This is a genomic window from Allobosea sp. 05T433 (assembly GCF_056396065.1).
Map to the genome: position 1 here is coordinate 19580 of NZ_JBFTKS010000042.1, position 16486 is coordinate 36065.

General features: G+C 59.3%; 14 protein-coding genes and 5 pseudogenes. 8 read left to right on the top strand and 11 right to left on the bottom strand.

Annotated elements, in window-relative coordinates:
• Window positions 1-76 precede the first annotated feature (76 nt).
• Window positions 77-1909 (top strand): hypothetical protein, encoded by a 1833-nt coding sequence (locus AC1DGP_RS32180; protein ID WP_476833054.1) that lies wholly within the window; start codon window positions 77-79, stop codon window positions 1907-1909.
• A gap of 182 nt (window positions 1910-2091) precedes the next feature.
• On the opposite strand, the gene AC1DGP_RS32185 is transcribed toward AC1DGP_RS32180, so the two are convergent.
• The gene (locus tag AC1DGP_RS32185) at window positions 2092-2247 is read right to left on the bottom strand and encodes an integrase core domain-containing protein (protein WP_476833055.1); all 156 of its coding nucleotides are present in this window, start codon (window positions 2245-2247) and stop codon (window positions 2092-2094) included.
• Between the two features lie 142 nt (window positions 2248-2389).
• On the opposite strand from AC1DGP_RS32185, the gene AC1DGP_RS32190 reads away from it, so the two are divergent.
• The 3 genes from AC1DGP_RS32190 (at window position 2390) to AC1DGP_RS32200 (ending at window position 3685) form a co-directional block, all read left to right on the top strand.
• Window positions 2390-2779 (top strand): transposase, encoded by a 390-nt coding sequence (locus AC1DGP_RS32190; RefSeq protein WP_476833056.1) that lies wholly within the window; start codon window positions 2390-2392, stop codon window positions 2777-2779.
• A gap of 93 nt (window positions 2780-2872) precedes the next feature.
• Window positions 2873-3082 (top strand): IS66 family insertion sequence element accessory protein TnpB, encoded by a 210-nt coding sequence (gene tnpB, locus AC1DGP_RS32195; protein ID WP_476833057.1) that lies wholly within the window; start codon window positions 2873-2875, stop codon window positions 3080-3082.
• A 144-nt stretch (window positions 3083-3226) separates the two neighbouring features.
• Window positions 3227-3685: a transposase gene (locus AC1DGP_RS32200; protein WP_476833058.1), complete on the top strand. Its 459-nt coding sequence runs from the start codon at window positions 3227-3229 to the stop codon at window positions 3683-3685.
• A gap of 53 nt (window positions 3686-3738) precedes the next feature.
• Here the strand turns inward: AC1DGP_RS32200 and AC1DGP_RS32205 are convergent, their stop codons facing one another.
• Window positions 3739-4401 carry a class I SAM-dependent methyltransferase gene (locus tag AC1DGP_RS32205; protein WP_476833059.1) on the bottom strand — a complete coding sequence of 221 codons (663 nt, stop codon included), beginning with the start codon at window positions 4399-4401 and terminating at the stop codon, window positions 3739-3741.
• A gap of 253 nt (window positions 4402-4654) precedes the next feature.
• Here AC1DGP_RS32205 and AC1DGP_RS32210 point away from each other — a divergent pair.
• Both AC1DGP_RS32210 and AC1DGP_RS32215 read left to right on the top strand, forming a co-directional pair.
• A pseudogene (locus AC1DGP_RS32210) lies at window positions 4655-5142 on the top strand (transposase); the annotation flags it as partial.
• Window positions 5143-5244: 102 nt separating this feature from the next.
• Window positions 5245-5544, top strand: a pseudogene (locus tag AC1DGP_RS32215) (IS3 family transposase); the annotation flags it as partial.
• A 331-nt stretch (window positions 5545-5875) separates the two neighbouring features.
• Here the strand turns inward: AC1DGP_RS32215 and AC1DGP_RS32220 are convergent.
• The 4 genes and pseudogenes from AC1DGP_RS32220 to AC1DGP_RS32235 all read right to left on the bottom strand — a co-directional run.
• Window positions 5876-6433 (bottom strand): hypothetical protein, encoded by a 558-nt coding sequence (locus AC1DGP_RS32220; RefSeq protein WP_476833060.1) that lies wholly within the window; start codon window positions 6431-6433, stop codon window positions 5876-5878.
• Window positions 6434-7053: 620 nt separating this feature from the next.
• A pseudogene (locus tag AC1DGP_RS32225) lies at window positions 7054-7390 on the bottom strand (transposase); the annotation flags it as partial.
• A gap of 172 nt (window positions 7391-7562) precedes the next feature.
• Entirely contained in the window at window positions 7563-8012 is a 450-nt protein-coding gene (locus tag AC1DGP_RS32230; protein ID WP_476833061.1) for an HD domain-containing protein, read from the bottom strand.
• 146 nt (window positions 8013-8158) lie between these two features.
• Window positions 8159-8296 (bottom strand): annotated as a pseudogene (locus AC1DGP_RS32235) (IS21 family transposase); the annotation flags it as partial.
• A 454-nt stretch (window positions 8297-8750) separates the two neighbouring features.
• Here AC1DGP_RS32235 and AC1DGP_RS32240 point away from each other — a divergent pair.
• Entirely contained in the window at window positions 8751-9770 is a 1020-nt protein-coding gene (locus AC1DGP_RS32240) for an O-antigen ligase family protein (protein WP_476833062.1), read from the top strand.
• A 1092-nt stretch (window positions 9771-10862) separates the two neighbouring features.
• Window positions 10863-11696, top strand: a pseudogene (locus AC1DGP_RS32245) (IS256 family transposase); the annotation flags it as partial.
• Between the two features lie 3 nt (window positions 11697-11699).
• On the opposite strand, the gene AC1DGP_RS32250 reads toward AC1DGP_RS32245, so the two are convergent.
• The 5 genes from AC1DGP_RS32250 to AC1DGP_RS32270 all read right to left on the bottom strand — a co-directional run.
• Window positions 11700-12011, bottom strand: a complete 312-nt coding sequence (locus AC1DGP_RS32250) for a transposase (protein ID WP_476833068.1) — start codon at window positions 12009-12011, stop codon at window positions 11700-11702.
• 449 nt (window positions 12012-12460) lie between these two features.
• Window positions 12461-13321 (bottom strand): glucose-1-phosphate thymidylyltransferase RfbA, encoded by an 861-nt coding sequence (gene rfbA, locus AC1DGP_RS32255; protein WP_476833063.1) that lies wholly within the window; start codon window positions 13319-13321, stop codon window positions 12461-12463.
• On the bottom strand, window positions 13318-13617 hold the full coding sequence (locus AC1DGP_RS32260) for a hypothetical protein (protein WP_476833064.1): 300 nt from the start codon (window positions 13615-13617) through the stop codon (window positions 13318-13320). The genes rfbA and AC1DGP_RS32260 overlap by 4 nt, the downstream gene beginning before the upstream one ends.
• Window positions 13618-14478: 861 nt before the next feature.
• Window positions 14479-15129: a hypothetical protein gene (locus tag AC1DGP_RS32265; RefSeq protein WP_476833065.1), complete on the bottom strand. Its 651-nt coding sequence runs from the start codon at window positions 15127-15129 to the stop codon at window positions 14479-14481.
• A 598-nt stretch (window positions 15130-15727) separates the two neighbouring features.
• A partial coding sequence (locus AC1DGP_RS32270) for a porin (protein ID WP_476833066.1) occupies window positions 15728-16486 on the bottom strand: 759 nt, incomplete at its 5' end.

Below are 16486 nucleotides of genomic sequence, written 5' to 3' on the forward strand. Positions count from 1 at the left end.
TCTTGATCGATAGAATGTCGCCCAGCGTCCTTCTGCCGCTCAACACGCGCCCATTGCTGCCCAGCCAGGACGTGATATGACGATCATTCTCGTCACAGCACTATATGCGGCGGCTTGTGTTGGACTCGGCGCCGTATGCCTACGGATTTTCTTTGACGATTCTGGCCGCAGCAGTCCTGCATTGCAATTCGGGATAGGGTCTACGCTGTTGTCGGCTGGATGGATCCTTGTCGCTCTGGCAGGGCTCCTCATCCCCGCTGTCGTCTGGGCGATCATCGTACCTCTGGCACTATACGCCATCTCTCGCCTCCGGCATGTAAGATGGCCCTCCTACAGTTCAACTCTCAGCCTGCGGTCAGCGCTCTTTTGGGTTTCTGCCGCCGCAGTTTCCTGTTTGTTACTGTGGCACGCTGTTCTGGCATTCTATCGTCCGCCGTTTGGTGACGCCGATGCTTTTTACATGACATACGCGAAGGTTATCGCGGCGGCCGGGCGGCTGGAAGCGATGGGTTTTACCTATCACGACTTCTCTGCTGTTGGCCTTTCAGGCGAAATGCATTTTGCGGCAGTCATGGCGATTGGATTCCCCACGGCGTCAAAGATTCTCGCCTGGGCGACAGGTGTCAGCATTTTGTTCCTGATGACGGAGATGACTGCTTTGTTAGGTGGAAGACGCCTCGCTAAGCTTCTGGTCGCCGCGTCGCTGGTCACTTCCACCACCATTACGGACTATCTGTCCGACGGTAAAACTGAATTATTTTCGGCACTCTCGGCTCTAACTGTCATTGCGCTCATTCTGAAATGGCCAATAATAATCAACAATAAGAAAGGAATAATATTCATCGGGATCGCCACCGGAATTATGGCCTATTCCAAATTTTCATACATTATTTGCATGCTTCCGACGGTGGTGGCGCTCGTTATTCTTACCTCTCGCGTTTCTCTCGACGAAGAAAGACTGAAGACATTCACATTGGAGCTCACGCTCGCTGGTATGGGATTTGGTCTCGGCCTTCTACCGCACCTTATTAAGAACTGGATATTGTTCGGTAACGCCGCCGCCCCGTTCCTCGGAATGAAGAAGAACTGGGCCGACCAAGCTCAGTGGTTCTCCGCGCTCGATACCGCTTGGATTGTAGGCACGTTTCCTTTTTCCTTGGTTCTCGGAAGATACCCATTAATGGGAGGCTCTGTATCCCTGATTTGGCTGATGGCATTGCCGTTTATCGGTTTCGCGCTTTTCAGGGCGAGTGGTCTAAAAAGTCCATTGACGCAAGTTAGCCTATGCGCGCTGCTTGGCGTTGTTTGTTGGCTGATCGTGAAGCCCTCGATCTTCGCGCCGCGATACTTCCTCCCTAATCTCATCCTGCTCATGCCACTGCCCTTCATAGGGGTGGAGCGATATGTCGCTTGGAGCCGTTGCAATCGTGCGGTCCTCGGGCTGTTTGGGGCATTGGCAAGTGCAGTCGTTCTGATATCTCCAACAGAGCCCCCAGCAGGAGTTTGGAACGCCAAGCCGTCGATTATCTACCAGTACGTGATGAGCGCGCCAACGAAGTGCGGGCTCGCAATTTCAGATTATTGTTTGATTTTTGATAAGATCAATGGAGAAGTGCCGGCCGGAAAGCGACTTTTCGTTCTAGGCTTTTACACCTACTGGCTAGATGCTGATCTTCTTGGGCGACTGAACAACGATGATGAGTATCAGTCGATCAAAAGTCTGCCCCCAAACATATGGCAAAAATTGTCCGACAGTGGCTTTAGTATCGTTGCGGTACAAACCGCTAGCCACGGGCGCTACCTTCCCTATCTTCGGAGTTCCCCGGTTCCTGATAAACTTGAAATCGTGGAGAAATTCTCGGATTCCAATATGCCGGTGTTTTTTATCCGACCCAAGGCTAATGAGTAGCTTCGCGGAGTTGAGGTTTTCGCTTGACGTTGCCCCCAGTTTCCAGCGCTGAGTTCGTTTCCGGCGGCTGTGGAGCCCGTTCGGGCCGGTGAAGCGGCGGGCTCTGGCGCTTTGCTTTTCGCATAGCGGGGCGCCAGGGCACGGCGCGGGGTGAAGGTCGAGGCCAAGGCCGCGGGCGTCTGCTAGCCAAGCCGGGGGTGAGGGCGGGCGGTGTTGTAGTCGACGCGCCGGTTGGTCAAGGCTGTTCGTGCCTGTGCCAGGGACGAGAAGAGGGGCGCGTTGAGCAACTCGTCGCGCAGGCGGCCGTTGATGGGGTGGACGGCCCCTGCACCCGGCATCGGCCTAGCATGATGGCTGCCGTAGCAGTCTAAACAGGGTGCGCATCCGGCGTAGCCCGCCTCGTTAAAGGGCATTCTGACGTCCAGCTTTTCGCGCTTCTGATCCGGCAGCGGTGCCGGCAGCAGTGTTGGAGAAGCCGGAGTGGAAGACGAGACCTATGTCCGGCGCCGCCGCTGGAGCTTGGTGGAGAAGCGCGCTGTCGTGGAGGAGGCGCTGACGAGCGGTAACGTGATTGGGACAGCGAAGCGCCACGGCATCCAGACCCAACAGATCTATCGATGGCGGGAGCGGCTCGACGAGCGGCAGGGCCCCGCGACCTTTCTGGCCCTATCAGTCGCGCCAGAAGCTACGACGGCATGTCCAGCCCGGGTGCTGGATGAGGGCAGCCAGGATCGCCGTCCAGCATCGGTGCTGGACCGCTCGCCCCGGGCCGAGATCGTCTTGTCCTCCGGCCGGCGGATCATTGTCGAAGGCGGCGTCGATTTCGACGCGGTGCTCAAGCTGGCGCGGGGCCTCCAGGCGCTCAGGTGATCCCGGTTCCTGTTGGCATGAAGGTTTGGCTGGCGACGGGCCACACCGACATGAGGAAGGGATTTTCCTCGCTGGCGCGTGTTGGCGAAGGAGGTGCTGAAGCGCGATCCGTTGGGCGGGCATCTGTTCTGCTTCCGCGGCCGGCGCGGCGATTTGGTGAAGATCATCTGGCACGATGGGCAGGCGGCAAACCTGTATGTTCGCCGCCTGGAGCGCGGCCGTTTCCTTTGGCCCTCGCCGGCGAATGGCGTTGTAGCGATCTCGCCCGCTCAGATGGGCTATCTTCTCTCCGGCATCGACTAGCGCAATCCAGTGGAGACATGGCGGCCGAGCTCGGTCGGATGAGACCTCTTTGCTTGTGTTCTCCAAGGCAGCGGTGCCCCCGCTGGCGCGCGACGTGCTGATGTTGCTTGTCGAAGGAGCTTGCAAGCGCTTGTCGACGCATCGATGCGCTGGAGGAGCGACTCGTCGCCCTGCACCGCGCCGACAAGGTCAGTCGCCGACGCGTCGATACCCGGTGTCGGGCCGGTCACGGCCATGGCGATCGCAAACACGGTACCCGACCCGTCGAAGTGCGGCACTGGTCGTGAGTTCGCCGCCTGGCTCGGGCTCACGCCGAAGAGCCATTCAAGCGGCGGCAAGGATCGGCTCGGGCGGATCTCGAAGCGTGGCGACCGCTACATCCGGCATCTGCTCTACGTCGGAGCGGGCAATGCAATCCGCTTTGCCAAGGTTCGCGCCGCAACAGGCGAGGCGTGGATCCAGGGGCTGCAGGAGCGTCGACCGCCAAAGGTCGTCATCATCGCGCTCGCCAACAAGATGGCACGCATTGCCTGGGCGTTGATGATCCGTGGGCAAACCATCGCGGCCTCCAACGCCGTCGAGGTGATCTGGCCAATCGCCTAACGGCCGTTGTGGGACCACCTGGGCGGACGCCCCCGCAGCGACCGATACGAAATTTAGCGACCTAGGACCGCGATGGCTCCCTCGGAGCCGGGAACTTCCCAATAGTGGCCGTCTGGCTGCGGAGACTCTTTGGTAGCGTGGCCTTCGCCATTCATCCGCATGCCAATCAGATTAAGCGATACCGACGAGCCGAAAAAATCACGGATAGCGTCACTAACCCTTTCGTCCGTCGTTGGATGCCGAAGGCTGTAGTCATGAAACGCAACGGCAAACGGTCGATGCTGCAGGTCCTCGACGGCTTTCAGGTCTTGGAGGACAGCTGAGTATGCATGATCTCCGTCAAGGATGCAGAGAACTGGCTTGCCGTTCAACCTGGTTGCCCGCGCGAACTCCGGCAGCGTGGCATGCTGGACTGTGGCGTGTACACTTAGACCAAGGCTATCGAGGACCCCTCGTGCGCGTGAAGTGGAGTTTTTGTCGATGTCCATGGAGTAGAGGTGCAGCCCGGCCTTCTTGCAGACGAGAGCTAGAAGTGCGGTCAAACCGCCTTTGTAGCAACCAACTTCAACCACACAAGCTCCCTTGCTCTTGTGATCGAGAATGAAATCCAGGATGTCACGCTGGTATTCTGCTGAGGTCCACGAAAAGCAGTCCTGTTCTTTGCACCATGCCCGGATGTCTCTCAGTTCAGCGCCATAGATCGCTTCTGCCGACATTGATCCTCCTGCTGTTGGCACTGAGCTTAGACGGAGCATACTGCGTTCACAAGCCGTCTCTAGCTGCCCTTCCGCAGCGGCATTTTCGCAACTGATGTCGCGCTATGGCGGCTGCGGGCAGGACACGCGGGCGCTACCCCGTTCGTCTCTGGCGACGAGATCGTGCAGCATTTCGTGCTGCTGGCGGAGAAGACGCCGGTTGACGTGACCGGCAGGACCGTGACGACCGCGATGTACCGCATGATCATTTGCGCAGGCTCGAGATCTGATCCGGGAGCGCAGCCGGATCGAGGAGATTGCGCAGGTCACCCTGGCCGATCATCGCGACTACCAGTTGCTGCGGAAGATCCCGGGTATCGGACCTATCTACGCCCTGACGATCCTAGCCGAAGCCGCGGATCTGCGGCACTTCAGCCATTATCGCCGGTTTTTGAAGTACTGCGGTCTCAAGCTCGCCACTTGCCAATGCGGCACGTTCCGGACGAAGTTGTCAAAGTACGGCAATGCCCGTATGCGCCGAACCTTCTCGATGGCGGCGCGTCGCCGCGCGGCAACGCGACAACAGCTTCCGAGACAAGCTCGGCCGTTACGTTGCCGGCCATGCGGCTGATGCCGACCGCCGTCGCAAGGCGATGACCGCGCTCACCGCCGAGATGGCGCGCGTCGCGTACGCCGTCAAGACGGGAATAGATTACCCGCCGTTCCCGGAACGGTGGGGTGCCGAGTGGTAGGCCCCCTCTCTGGGAGTGCCGTGAGGGTGCGAGCAGCGACCCTGTAGATAATGCTCGGGCTTTTCACCTGGGTGCGTATCCCGTCTTGAGGACAGTGAGGACCTCGGCCATAAGCCTCGCGCGTCGCCGTGCTTGCATGCAGCATGTGCGGCTCGTCCTGCAGGGTACGAGAGACGGGTCTGCCATGTACTCGGGCCCATCGCTCGGCCCAGCGCCGGATACCGCGGGCGCGCGACGACGAGGAGCTGTTCACCGCCGACATCGTCGAACTGACCCGCCGCTATTGATGCTACGGCTATCGCAAGATCGGCGAGCTGCTGCGGTCGACGGCAGGCTGGGCGGTCAACGACAACCGGTCGAGCGGATCTGGCGACGCGAGGGGCTGAAGATTCCAGCCCGGCAACCTAAGCGCCCGGCCGGCTCAATCGGGGTAATCATATGACCGCCAGTGCCCTACCGCCTGATTTGCGTTTGCCAGTACCAGAGCACCACAACGACCCTCATGCCCCCGTCGCCTGGCCAGACACACCTCTTGGAGGCATTGGAAGTGGATTGACGAGATGTAATAGGCCATAGCCACCTGACAGTTTATCGAAAGGTAATGGGCAGCCTTACCTTTGGATAGAGCCGCTCGCAACGGCGATGGCCCCATAGCGCTCTGCGAGCGGCTGGCATTGCCTAACTTTGAACTGAACCTCGGCCCGCCGCTCCGAAAGGGGTGGGGGGCCTCTTTGCGTTTTKCGCTACCGATTAGCCATCGGACGCATGGAAGCCTGGATCTCGGCTTCCAATTCACGCGCGATCGGTTCGCGATAGTGCGTCCGGTCGAAGAAGTTCTCAGGGGTCATGGTCGACGCTCTCGCGTCTCTGCCGTTCACAACGATCGTGTTGCTCCGAGATGCTGCAAAGGCTTGGATTTCCCCCAAGCACGCGGGGTCGGTGACCGCGTCGGATGCCTTGGCGCGCCACACGGGAGGGACGACCAGAAACAACCTGGTCGACGCTTCGACGCCTACCTCATCAAGTGTCTCGCGCAGCAAGTTAAGGCTCGGGTAGGTGGCGGATTGGCTTGTGAGTCGCACCCATGGCTTCGCTAGTTCGGCGGCCACACGGCCCTCTGTCCATGTATAATCAAGTTCAAGGTTCCAGTAGCCCCGGGGGTGCGGCGGCCGAGCGGCGTTCTTCTCCGGCTTTATCAGGCGTTGGAAGGCTTGTTCGACGCTGTCATATCGAAACAGGCTTACGAGATAATGCACATCATTAGCAGCTATCAACCAGCCTGGAAAAGCTGAGCCTTCCATGAAGCGTCGGTCTGCCTGACACCACGCATCGTCAATGCCCAATACGATAGCTCGAGGAGGCTCCGTCCGGTGGGCCGCGAACCATCGCAACAGGGACATCATTGGTGTGGCCCCTCCGCCCGGAGCCGTGAGCGTCAAGAACTCTAGGCCTGTTCTCTCGGAAAGCCTGTCCGGTGAAATGGGAGCAATGTGAGAGTTCCCGATGATGACGGCGTTAAACCGTGCATCGCGCCCTAAGCTGGCGAAGGCCATTCGCGGTGAAATGGCGGACAACGGGCGTCTTGGAAAAAGCGCGAACCGGCCCGTATCGTATGGGTCTGCAACCACGACGAAGACCCAAAGGCCCAGGCATATAGTGCTAGTAGCAACGACGAAGGTGGAGCAGAATTCTCTCCAAGACGGCAATTGCTCTCCTCCAGTCGGATCTTTGTTTCTTTAAGCGAAAGACGATTGATCGGGTTCGCTCTCTTCGTAAGGATGCTCACTCAACCAAGTCAACTTGGATCGTCGCTCGGAGAGGGAGCGGACCTTTTTGCGTTCGATCGTCAAGTTCGCCTCTGCTTCACGGATCGTTCAACCTACGTGAGCCAATTTGCATTCGAGCGAAACTGCACCAAATGGTTCATCGCGTGATGCGCCACGAGATGCGCGACGGCTTTCCGCTCGGCAGCGGGCATCACCACTTCTTCCCAGCAGATCCTTCAGCGCGATGTTGCCCAGCATCGCATCGGCCAGCATTCGCTTGAGCTTCGCATTCTCGTCCTCCAGCGTTCGAAGACGCCGGGCCTCGGACACGTCCATCCCGCCAAATTTCGCTTTCCACTTATAGATACTGGCATCACTCACCCCGTGCTTGCGGCACAGATCGGAGACCGAGACCCCGGATTCCTGTACCTTCAAGATCGCGATGATCTGCTCTTCCGAGAAGCKGYTGCGCTTCMTGTTCTGGTCTCTCAATGGGCCAGAACGAACTTCAAACCGGATCAAGCCCGAGGGGCAACATCAGGTCTTATGAAGTCAAATGGGATGGCTATCGGCTCGCCATCCCATAGGGCCAGAGCGATCATAAGGATCGCGGAGACGGCCATCCGGGTGTTTGAGGGACCTGTTGGGCCGAAGCTGAAGCGCATTATTTCGAGTGGTGCTCGGTAAGTGCGTCCAGCCCGCACTTGTATTTCGCCTCCAATCGAGCCCGATCCTGCGCGTCGCTGATGCGCTCCAAGCGGGCGGGGTCAGAATTATCGATAAGGTCGAACCACTTCACTTCACGCGCGATCGGATCGCTGGCGGCTCGATGTACGTAGTCCAAATACTTCTCGGCAGGCCGACGTGTGAGCGCGTCGATCGCCGCGAGCACTGAATTGGAAAACCCCTCATCCCCCAACCGCGTGAGGTTCCAGTCCGAATCCTCGGCCACATCGTGAAGGGCTGCGACGATCTGATACTCCTCGCTGAAGCCGGCATGTGCCATTCGAAGCATCATCCTCATTGGGTGCGCGATGTACATTTCGCCTCCTTTATCCCTTTGACCTTCATGAGCGTGGGCAGCGATTTCGATCGCTCGCTCGAACGTTGACATAACGGCCTCCCAAGCGGGTTGAGGTTGACTACGTTAGCTCCGCGCCTCCCTTGGCGTCACTGCTATTCCCTTATTCCGCTCGGTAGCGTTCTCGCTCTGCGGGGGGCGAGGGCCGAAGCTGGGGCGCATGTTGTCAGTCGACAGGGATAGCCGACACCGCGCTCGTCCTTGCCCTTCGTGCGCGCCCGATACGGGGCGCAGGCGCGGATGCGAAAACCCCAGTGCCTCGCGAAGGCAGGCAGCCTGGGACGCAGGACGATCTCCCGGCTCAACGGATCATGGTGCAGGCCAACCTAGTTCATCGCAGCCGTCGGTCCCGGCAGGGGCAACAGGCTATCGCGTCGGTTGCTGGTTGCCCTTGTTCCAAGCCGATAGCTTCGGCTTTAATCAGCCCCCGCGTCCGCGCGACTTCGTTCTCCGATTTGTCGAAGCGTCCGCGAAAACTGTCTGGCGGCTTCCAGCAGTATCGCATAAGCGCAAGGTATGAACGTCCCGACAGCCTCCGGCATCCCCGGCGATCCAATATCGCACCAATCAGTCCTATCGTTGCGACTTGCCCGTCTGGGCACCACCCTCCTGGTCGCGTTGCCGTTGGCCATGTGGTTTGCCAACCGTTCGGCCCCACTCTTCCTCGGGCTGGCAGCGCTCTGTTTCGCTGCCTCCGCCGTGGCGGGGGTAGGTGGGACCGTGCTCTTCCGGAGCCTGCGGGAGATGCTGCGGGCACCCTTGGGAATCGCGTTGAGCGCCTTTCTGCTTTGGTCGCTTGTCACGATTGCCTGGAGTCACCGTCCATTTCAGAGCATCGCCCTATGGATGGAACTCGCCCTGCCGATAGCTTTCACGATCGTAATTGCTGCATCCAGACAATTTCGGCCTACGCCAATCCTTTTGCGCGCTCTGGCGCTGGCAATCATCCTGACGTCTGCGCTCGTGATGATCGAACTCGCCTCTGGTTTGTCCCAGCGTGCAGCCCTCGGCTCCGGCAAGATGATGGCCTTCGTCTTCAACCGCACGGTGATCGTCGCAGTCGTGCTCGCGGTGCCAGTCGTCCACCGCCTCTGGACAATGCCGTCTGGTCGCGGACCCGACCGGTTTCTTGCGGTMCTGACTGCGGCCATCGTCGTCATCCTGGCACTACTTTCTCAAAGCTCATCAGCCAAGCTTGGCGTTGCTGTTGCAGCGCTCTCCTGGGTATTGGCGGCGCGCATGCCACGAGCCGCTCTGGGAGCGATCGGGCTTGCATTTGTGCTAACGATGGCCTTAGCGCCGGTCCTAGGTGTGACGGCCGAGCGCGGGCTACCAACGTTGATTCTGGACCGCTTGCCCAAAATGACAGGTCAGGTCCGCATCGATATTTGGAGAAGCTTTGGCGAGGTGGCACAGGCGCGGCCGATTGGGGGGACTGGGTTCGGCACATCCGCCAGCATGCATGAGCACCCGGTGGCAGCAGAGGTCTCGCCGGAGCAAAGAGTGCTTCTGGCGGTGGGCCACCCTCATGACATGCCGCTGCAGGCTTGGGCGGAGACCGGGCTGATCGGCGTAACATTGCTGGCCCTCACTGGCCTGCTCCTGCTCGCACATTTGCGCCATGTTCCAGCACGTGAATTGGCGCCGCAACTCGCGTTGTTCGTTACCGCCTTTTCGATCGCAACCGTTGGTCATGGCGCATGGCAGGGTTGGTGGATCGCCGGACTCGGCGCCGCTATTCTCTGGTTTGAGAACAGCGACGAGACGCGGTCGGAAAATAATCAAGGTTGAGTTCGTTGCAGCCTCGGAAGCAATCGCGCCACGCATTTCCGGACATTGCGATGGTCGCGAGTTTCTGTCGGAAATCGGCATTTTGCCGCCTCACGGTCGGATTCGACGAGCGGTGGATCACGCTTTTTCCCGAGTGACGTCGACGTCCTCCAGGCCGCCCTCGATCTCACCGAACTTCGGTCCCAGGTGGGATAGCGTTCCGCCGAGCCGAGGGAGGCCTTTGAGAAGGCGGCGCAGGAGTGTGGCCGGCTTATCCTATGTACGTGTCGCGGTCGTCACCCTGCTCGCGGTCCTGCGGTTGTCACTCCCTACCCAAACGCTCCGAGTGCCACCCCGACAGCGTTAGCAGGATGTTGAAATAGGTTTTGGGCCTTCGGAAGTTGCTCAGGCAAGCCGTTGGCGCTTAGAAAACATCAATGTTTTCAATAAGGGCAATTCGGAAAAATTGACTGACCAGGCACAAAAGCGACAGAATCGACCCTCGATCCCGACTTTTTCAACAGCCTGCTAGAGCGACCAACAGGATCGCGGAGATGGCCACCTGTGAATTGGATCGGCCTGTTGGCCCGAAGGTAGGGCGTAGGTTGTCAGTCGACAGGGATACATTCCATGCGCACGCGCTGACCGGGCTCGTTTAGCGTGTGGCACGAGACTAATGATGGCCCGCTTTTAACCGGAGCTTCCGGCAACGCTGCGGGCACCACGCGGAGCGCAGTCGGAGCGACTGGTTTCGATGCGCTTGCTACGACGGGCGCGGGCTTGGGGGGCGGCCTCCTAACGTTCTCCTGCGCGGGCGTGATCGACATCGGCTCGCTCGGCTCCGACGGGGCACCAGCGAGCGGGATGGGAACCGGCTGAGGCTTCTCCCGAGCCGATTGCCAAGGCCGCCAACTCCCCAGCCGGGCGAACGTTGCGAACGTCGGCTTCGTGATCGACTCGACCGTCGGCACCGATTGGGCCGAGCAGCCAGCCATCAGCAGGCCGGCGAAGCCGGCGCGACAGAGCAGGTTCGCCATACTGACCCCTTGTAATACTCGTGGCGAAGTCGTGGCACTAAGGAGTAGGAATGCAGCCTTTTTGTGCCGCTGGAGGTTAACGGTCTCGCCCGATCTCATCAGCGCCGTTACCGACGTGGTGCTGGAGGAGATCGCCACCTGGCTGGCGCGGCCACTGGAGCCGGTCTATCCGCTGGTGGTCTTCGACGCCTTGCGGGGCAAGGTCCGTGACGAAGGCATCGTCCGCAACAAGGCCGTCCATATTGCGCTGGGTGTCCGCGCCGACGGCGCCAAGGAGATCCTGGGCTCTGGCTGGAGCAGAACGAAGGCGCCAAGTTCTGGCTGCGCGTCATGAACGAGCTGCGCAACCGCGGCGTCGAGGACATTTTGCTCGCCGTCGTCGACGGCCTGAAGGGTTTCCCCGACGCGATCCGGGCAGTCTTCCCTGAGGCTATGGTCCAGGCTTGCGTGGTTCACCTGGTGCGGCACGGCCTCGACTTTGTCTCCTATAAGGATCGCAAGCCGGTCGCCGCCGCACTGAAGATGATCTACCGGGCCGTTGATGCCGAAGCCGGCGAGGCGGAACTACGCGCCTTCGAGGACGACCTTTGGGGACGCCGATACCCCGCCATCGCCCAGAGTTAGCGGCGCGCCTGGAGCGAGGTCGCGCCGTTCTACGCCTTTCATTTCGACGTCCGCCGGATCTTGTACACAACGAACGCCAACGAGGCCCTGAACGCGAAACTGCGCCGCGCAGTCCGGGCCGGAAAGAGGTCACTTCCCGACCGACGAGGCTGCGATGAAGCTTCTCTTCCTCGTCTTGACCCGCTCCGAAAAGGAGCGGAAGACGGGGTCGCGTGAATGGGTCATGGCCAAGGCCCAGTTTGCCGTCATCTTCGGCGAGCGCTTCACCAGGGCAATGGCGGCCTGATGTTCAACACGCCGCCCGCACACGAAATTCATGACAGTCCCGCGTCGCCTCGTTGCGCGAGAGCCAGCAGAAGTGGCGGAACGAGGCACGGTCATCGAGCGCTTCGGCCAGCTTCACATCGGACAGATCATACCAGACCGACAGCAGCAGCCCCTTGAACATCGCCAGCGGAGGCCAGGCCGGATCGCCCTTCGTCGCCGGATAGAGCGGACTGAGCAGCACCGCGACCGGCTTCCAGTCGATCAACCCGTCGAACTCGTCAAGCGACGAAGAGCCCCGCGATCCGGTCGCAAAACCAAGCTGCTCCTGACCGATCGAAAAGCGCCATCGCCGCTCTCCGTCCTGGAAAGCGCAATGGAATCAGTTATCAAGAACGCTGTCTACGCATACCCGCGCACAGGTCTCATCCATCTGCGAAACTGCCCATTGCCCCGCTTTGCGAAGGAACTGGTGACTTCAAGTAGCTCCTGCCAACCTGTGTAGCCTTTATTGAAGCGGACTGTCCCATGCTTCAACCTGTAAGCTGGGACGGATTTCTCGTAGCCCTTCAGTTCATCCGACACCCGCGCTTCGATCGTATCGAGATTGAGTTTCGCCGCGGCGCCCCGCCTAACTCCGCCCAGAGGGGCTGCTTTTCGCGCTGTGGAGTAGCTGGTGTGTGTGTGCGTCACCGGGGCGGGTCCGCTCATCCTCGAATTTCGTGTCTTGCCGCGCCGACCAGGTCATACCGATCTCCGTACCTTCATGAGCCGGAAGGCCCGCAATCAGAGCAGTTTCGCCAGATACTGCCCATAGCTCGATTTGCCCGTCAGCTTCGCCAGTTCGGCCAGCTGATCGCGAGTGATGAACCCCTTACGGAAGGCGATTTCCTCCGGGCAGGAGATCTTCATGCCCTGGCGCCGCTCCAGGATCTCGATGAACTGTCCGGCTTCCATCAGGCTCTCATGCGTGCCGGTATCGAGCCAGGCGAAGCCCCGGCCCATGATCTGAACGCGAAGCTTACCACGCGCCATGTAGACGCGGTTGATATCGGTGATCTCGATCTCGCCGCGCGCCGACGGCGCGATGCCGGCGGCGATGTCGAGCACATCGTTGTCGTAGAAATAAAGGCCGGTCACCGCGAGATTGGATTTCGGTTCGGCCGGCTTCTCCTCGATCGAGATGCCCGTGCCCGCCGCGTCGATCTCGACCACGCCATAACGCTGCGGATCGGAGACGGCATAACCGAAGACGGTCGCCCCCGTCGGCCGCGCGATCGCCTCCGCCATCAACTCAGGCAGGCCATGGCCGTAGAAGATGTTGTCACCAAGAACCAACGCGACGCGATCGATCCCGACGAAATCGCGCCCGACGATGAAGGCGTCGGCAAGGCCGCGCGGCTCGGCCTGCACGGCGTAGCTGAGCTTCAGGCCAAACTGGGTCCCGTCCCCCAGCAAGCGGGCAAACAGCGCCTGATCATGGGGGGTGGTGATGATCAGGATCTCGCGGATACCCGCAAGCATCAGCGTCGAGAGCGGGTAGTAGATCATCGGCTTGTCGTAGACGGGCAGCAACTGCTTCGAGACCACCGAGGTCACCGGGTGCAGCCGCGTGCCGGTGCCACCCGCGAGAATGATGCCCTTCATGATACCCTCTGCGCCGTCAACGAGGCCACGACCTCGCGCATGGGTTCCTGCCACGGCTTTGCGCGATAGCCAAAGGTCGCGGCGAACCGGGCGGAATCAAGCACCGAATTTGCCGGACGGCTCGCTCGTGCGCCAGCGACGAGAGCGACGGGTTGTCCTGAATGAAATTCGGCGCGATCCCTGTCGAAAGGCTCGCGGCTATAGGTTTCCATGATGTAGCCGCGGTCATCGAAACGTCGCCGCCGGGCCAGCACAGGACCGGGAATGGCGAGAGGCGCGAAGGGAAAATTGGACATGAAGTCTCCTGCCTGGCCGCACGTAGTCGCGCCACCGGACCGCGTCAACGTCACGCCGACGCTCGTCTGACTGGCAGGCCCGGCGACGCCGCGCCTTCTCAACCAAGCGCGAGGCGATGGAATAAGGCGGTCCGGCGCGAATGACCACTTTCAGTGGTTCAAACGGCACACTGAGGGATGTGGCCTTGTGTCATGACGCCGCTGGCGCTCCACTTGACCCAGCTCGCCAGGCCGCCATCGTCAAAATCATGTCTGATGCCATGTGAAACTTCGCGCGACCCGTGTTGCATGGACTTAACTGCAGCACTCGAAAACAGGCGGAATCGGCCGGAATCTGCAACGTGTTGCAAGTCGCCCAACGCGTCTGGTTTCGCCTCGAATTTCTCTAAGTTTTTGATTTTTCGTAGAGAAAGACGGTAGCGGGAGAGCGTAGTGGTCGGAAAGCACATCCGATCCGGTATCGCTTGACAGCTTAGTGGCGTCCCGGAAGGGACTGCAAACAGTCGCCGATTTCAATGGCTTAGCAAATGGGTTAGCCATCCACGTAGCCCGCATGTTCTCAAGGTTCGCCGGGCGAGGAGGCGAACATTTTCGCGAAGACGTCAGCTTGGGAAGCGGCACTAAGTCATTGAATTTCTGCGCTGTATTCCCCAACGAATAGAGCGACGTCGCACGAAAAGGGTGGCTTTCAGACTTGAGCTTAGCGACGGGGCTAGCCCGGATCTGGCGCTCGCTCAGAAGAAACAAGTCAGCCATCACCCCCTCCTCTTCAGAGACTGCGAATCATAGATCATTCCAATTTTGTTGGCCCTGAGCCTAGGGGTTACGTGCTATGCTGGTTTATTAATTATTACCGGAACGCTATATTCCGCCGCGAGATAATGCATTCAATTCATTCTTTGCAGCCGTAATCAGTTTTGTAATAGCCAATATACTCGCACCTAGATTTTTTTCGCACGTAATTGCGATTTTCATATCGATCTTTGAATTACGATAGAATCTGTGCAATTTTTCAACCATCGAAGCGGGGATTAGCTTTTCTCCAACTATTATTGAGCTGATGAATGCGGGCGAACATTCTAGAATCAAAGCTAATTGCTTTTGATTAATATTTTCATTTGCCATGATTTCATTTAATAGTTTTCGTGAAAAGAAAAGATCCCGGCTTAATTTATCCAAAGTGTCCTCTATTGACCGAAATGCATCGTMAATCTCGCGCGCTCCAAAAAGATCGGTATACTCATCTTTATCTCGTATTGAATCCAAATTTTCTAAATCGTATGCGTCGAAACTCTTGAGGCTTACTACTTGGCTATGATCCGCGGTTTCTACAAATTCGATCCCTTTTGAGATATAGAATGCCTTAATTTTGATTTTTGTTGTGTCGCTTATCGTGCGAAATCCTGATTCAAACTCCGTCAACGTCCGCTTTCCAACTGCCGCCAATCTGCAAACAGTTTTCATATCGAGATTAAGCATTGCGCGCGCCGCTCTGGCTTGACTAGGTGTCATCAGTTTCATCCGTATTAATGTTGGCCTATACGGCTTCCGTTGCGGTGCAAACTCAATCTATCGAGTACAAAGCTGTGCCGATGCTGCCGTGATCCAGGCTGCCATTCAGCGGCAATCAAGAACTCCGCGGGTTTTACGCCGCATGCCGCAGCGAGAGCAACTGTCACTTCCGGCGAGGGTGGGGGGGCTGGCATCTGGATCGGGCACGGCCAGCTTCTGCGGCCCGCGGAGTGGTTGGTCAAGGTTGGCCTCCGCGACGGGCTCGACGTGACGGACGGCGAGCGCACCCCAACTGACATGGGCACGGACAGAGGCGTGGAGATGGACTACTTCTCCGGTCGCGATCCCGGCGGCCTGCCTGGACCGTGCGTTCAAAGTTCTAACGGAAACCCTCGGCCGTTTAGGATGCGCGTCAATCACGAATGGGCGGGCAGTGGCTCGTGAAGGCCGTAGCCGACGAACCAGCGGATCGCGATATTGATCACCGCCTCGCGCAGATCCCGTTCGTTATTGCTCAGCGTATAACGTCAAACTATTACGTATAACGAAAAAAGCCCCGGGTTTCCCCGGGGCTTTCCGACTAGGATCGGAGAACCGATCAGAAGTCGCGCTGGATGCGCAGACGGCCGGTGAGGGCGTCGTCCGACTTGATCAGCAGGTTGCCGGTGCGTTGGCCGAAGTTGTCGACCTGACCGATGCGGTTCTTCAGCTCAACCTTGGAGTAGAGAACTTCCACGCCGATATCGAGACCCGAAACCGGGGTCCAGACGAGGTTGGTGCCGATGATGAACTCCTTCGGGTCAAGCTTGACCGGGACGTTCCCCTGGACGGTGAAGAGGCCGTTCTGGATCGAGGCGCCCATGTCGAGCTCGGAGTACGAACCATAGACTTCCGAACGGATGGTCGGGGTCCAGTAGTGCTTCAGGCCAGCAGTGATGGCGAAGCCCTTGGTCAGCTTCGAGCGACCGGTGGTCTGGTCGATGACGATGTCCGCAGCGGCGAGCGAGCCGAGGCGGCCGTAGCCATAGTTGCCGCCGTAGCCGAGGTAGGAGCCCATGCCCTCAGCGTAAGCTGCCTGCAACCACAGGACGTCGCCAGCGGCGAGCATCGGCAGGTTGAACTTCAGACCGCCCTGGATGGCCCAAGCGGTCTCGTCACCGCCACGGATGGCGTTGACATTGCCAATGGTACCAGGCGCGAAGCTGGCAACGTTACGCTGACCGATGGCACCCGACAGCTGAGCGGAGCCCCAGCCCTGGGTCACGTTCAACGCACCGACGAGGTCCGGATACTCGCTGCCCTCAAGGACCGGAGCAGCGCCGTTGAAGGCGAGGGCGTTGCGGACGACCGCGTTACG